Annotated in this window: 3 protein-coding genes and 1 pseudogene; all 4 read right to left on the bottom strand. The window is 50.2% G+C overall.

What is annotated here, in order from left to right; translation table 11 throughout:
- Positions 1-173: 173 nt before the first annotated feature.
- A complete protein-coding gene (locus FC99_RS04365; RefSeq protein WP_048736150.1) occupies positions 174-776 on the bottom strand; it encodes a DJ-1/PfpI family protein in 603 nt (200 codons plus the stop codon).
- Positions 777-906: 130 nt separating this feature from the next.
- Entirely contained in the window at positions 907-2031 is a 1125-nt protein-coding gene (locus tag FC99_RS04360) for an ABC transporter permease (RefSeq protein WP_235805862.1), read from the bottom strand.
- A 10-nt stretch (positions 2032-2041) separates the two neighbouring features.
- Positions 2042-3130, bottom strand: a complete 1089-nt coding sequence (locus FC99_RS04355) for an ABC transporter permease (protein WP_048736152.1) — start codon at positions 3128-3130, stop codon at positions 2042-2044.
- 11 nt (positions 3131-3141) lie between these two features.
- Positions 3142-3465, bottom strand: a pseudogene (locus tag FC99_RS14115) (export ABC transporter ATP-binding protein); the annotation flags it as partial.

The following is a 3465-nucleotide window of genomic DNA, read 5'->3' as shown; positions in this document are numbered from 1 at the left end:
TGGTGTATTTATTTTGGTCTAAATTCTAAGTGGCTAACTTGATTATAAAATTCGCCGGCAAAAAAATTCTAATTATTTTCTACAACAACTCAATTACTCTCAAAATTCATCGCAACTCAAAAATGACCTACCAGCATCTTCACATCTGGTAGATCCAACATTAACTGATGCTTTTACCCTTCAAAATGGTAAGTTAACTCTTCTGCCGTATACGGTCGATCCGTACGCGCCGGCTCCAAGAATCTATCTCCAACCTTAATGTCACAGGCACGAGCTACGGTAATCGCAAACTCACGGAAAAATTGGAAGCTTGACGAAATGATACCGTTATCCGAAACGACCGGCTGGCGAACCAGATTCTGTTTGGGAATGAACGAATTTTTCTCATACGTTTCCTCAAAGAGACCACCCGTAAACTTCGTATCGGCTAAGAGGCCCGCCTTCGCTAGTAGGATTGGCGAACTCGACATGGATGCAATGATTGGTCGTTTGCCTGTGGTCTTCAACCGCGCCAGGAAGGCCACGTTACGTTCATCGCTTAACGGCACGTGATAATCGTCAATCCCCGGGAGAATCAACAACTCATAGTCCAACGGATCAACCTGCGAAAAATCCTTCTGGGCTAAGACCGCCATGCCGTCTTCCCCCGTATATGCCTTGCGTGCTGCGGCAACCGTCGTCGTTTCCCAATCGTCCTGAAAAGCCAAAATCTCAGTTAAGGCCGTAATCTCAAAATTACAAAAACCGGGATAGAGCATGACTAAAAAATGCTTCATTACCCAACACCTCAATTCTAAGTTGAATATATCATAACTTCATCGTATTGTCATCAAGCTTTAATTATCTAATTTAAAAGGACCCACTCCGCCAAAGAGTCAGGTCCTTTTCGCTTACATCACCTAATTCTTAGTCATACAACTCCTGACGCTTCCGCCGACTGAACCCATAGACTGCGATACTAAAGAAGAGCAGTGCAAATGCCGCGATGATCAACAAGGCCACACCTACCTTTCCCATCGTTCCCGCTTGCAGACCCCGAATCGCATCCAGCACCCAGTACTGCGGCGTAAACATCGCCAGCTTTTGCATCAGCGGTGGCATGACCGTTAATGGAATCAGCGCACCGGAGAGCAGACTGGTTACGGTGATCAGCACCGTCTGTAGGCCACTCGCTACCGACGTACTCGGCGCCAAGACACCGATTGCCAGCGACCACATCACCGCCACCACACCGAAGGCTAGCAAGACACCGATCAATTGAATCACTGAAATGCCGGGGTCGATCCGGAAGATACCGACCATCGCGACCACGGTCAAGACCGCTTCGAAAGTCATAGCGAGCATGGCAAACGCTGCCGTTCCTGCAAAGTAGGCTCCACTAGAAATCGGCGTCAGCATTGTTCGCTGATAAATTTTATTTCGCCGCTCATTTTGTAGATTACGCGCACCAAAAGCATCCGCTTGGTATAACATCATCATTAACATGAAGCCCAGAATCTGTAGGCTCAACGCCAGTGTCTTGCCCGACTGATCAACCTGGCGGAACGTCATTTTGGACGCCTGATGCTGTTGAAGATAACGACTCACCTGTTGTGCAGACTTCCCCGTTGAACTCAGTTGCTCAACGCTCAAAACTGTTTGGTAGGCCGCCTTCACAAAGCCCTTAATTGCCTTCACGGTCGCTCCCTTTTGCAATGTCCGCAGACGCAACTGCGGTTGATCACCCGCCCGGATTCCTTGCTGATACCCGTTAGGAATCGTGACTACCGCGGTAACCTCCCCGTGACTCAACATCGTATCGACTCGCTTAGAGGTGGTCGGCTTAAGCGCCACTCGCTGTTTCAATCCCGAGACCAATAGTCGACTGTCCGTCGTTCGATCCTGATCGATCACGCCGATGGTCACAGCCGTCTGCGCCGTTTGCGTTGCTAAATACAGGACGATACTCAGAAACGGAATCCCCAATAAGAATAAAACTTGTAACGGGTGCCGGCGCCAAAGGACCAGCCGTTCTTTAATTAGCCAAAACATTGCGCGCACTTTAGAACACCTCCCGTTTATTTAAAATGACCGACATCGCCACAAACAAGCCGACCGCCAAGCCGAGGTTAAGACCGACCCCACTCCAGTTCAGTGGATTTTCCGTCCACAACGCCGAACGCAGCGGTGACATCACCCAACCCAATGGTGAGAAGCGCAGCATACCATCACTGACTGGGAAGTAACCCCCTCCCAGAAATGCAGCCAACTGGATGATGACCTGGGTAATGCCGACGCCCACGCCTTGCCCGACCGTTTCCAAGAAGAGGCCGAGCACTAAAAATAAGAGCATCAGGGAAACAATGTTCAAAAATGAAAAGCCAAATGCCTGCTGCCAAGGTACTTTAAACAACACTTGTGTCAGCACCATCGAGACCAACACCGTCAATCCCCCAAAGATTGCGTGGCCCAATACGGTCGAATTGATAATCTGCTGTCGGCTGATCGGCGCAATCAATTCCCGTGGCAGGGTACGCTTACGGCGGCCCTGAGCGAAGGTATCGATCCCAATCTCAGCAAAGTACAGAATAAACATCCCCGTCATCGCAATCGCGTAGTACTGATAGGAACTGGCCGCCGGTTTCAGCCCCTGTCGATCCTGCACGACGACCGTTTTCTTCAGCTGACTCGGCGGCAATACCCGCCCATTAAAGGTCAGCGCCGTTTGGGTCAGCGCCACACTTTGAAAGACTTCCACTAAGACCCCTTTTAATAACGCGACCTGATAATCCGTGAAGCCAGTCGCTGTCAGAACTTGTACCCGCTGGCCAACGATGACTGCCGCCGTATTCTTCTGCTGACGTACCCGCTGCTTCGCCTGTGCTACCGAGGACCGTTGAGTGAAGCTCAGACCGGCCATTTTGGTATGCTGTAGCGTTTGCTTAACCAACCGCCCCTTCTCTGAATGAGGGCGTTGGATCACAACCTGCACCCGAACCTTTTCGGGCGTCGTTGCTTGACTCCCGAAGGATCCCTGCAAAATAGCACCGAGTAAAAACATCAGACTGATCGGCAAGACTAAATAATACAAGTAAGATGCCGGGTTACGCAAGTCACTCACTAAATTTCGCTTAATCATGACTCTATTCATCAGTGCCCCTCCTAATCACGTAACGTTCGGCCCGTCAGGTTCAAGAAGACCGTCTCTAAGTCAATTCGGGGCTGATCGACACTCGCCACCACAATGTCCCGTTGAATCAGTGCCATTAAAATTTGATTGAGTGGATTGCTGGCAATCGCCACGGCAATATGCAAATTGACGCCATTCAACGTGACCTGCTGCACACCGGCAATCTGCTGTAATTCCGAAACGACAACACGCTCCGGTTGGTCGATCACAATCGTTACCCGCCGCTGATCCATCACCAGATTGACCAACTCTTCTTCGGTGCCACTCGCAATGACCTTACCGTGATCCACAATGAC

Origin of the sequence: Levilactobacillus koreensis JCM 16448 (assembly GCF_001435525.1) — a bacterium.
Classification (GTDB): domain Bacteria; phylum Bacillota; class Bacilli; order Lactobacillales; family Lactobacillaceae; genus Levilactobacillus; species Levilactobacillus koreensis.
Note: the sequence above shows the minus strand (reverse complement) of the source record. Positions and strands in the feature narration are given on the sequence as shown.

Bases quoted from the DNA above. Each gene is read 5' to 3' on its own strand.
- FC99_RS04365 (WP_048736150.1), bottom strand. From the start codon at position 776: ATGAAGCATTTTTTAGTCATGCTCTATCCCGGTTTTTGTAATTTTGAG.
- FC99_RS04360 (WP_235805862.1), bottom strand. From the start codon at position 2,031: ATGTTTTGGCTAATTAAAGAACGGCTGGTCCTTTGGCGCCGGCACCCG.
- FC99_RS04355 (WP_048736152.1), bottom strand. From the start codon at position 3,130: ATGAATAGAGTCATGATTAAGCGAAATTTAGTGAGTGACTTGCGTAAC.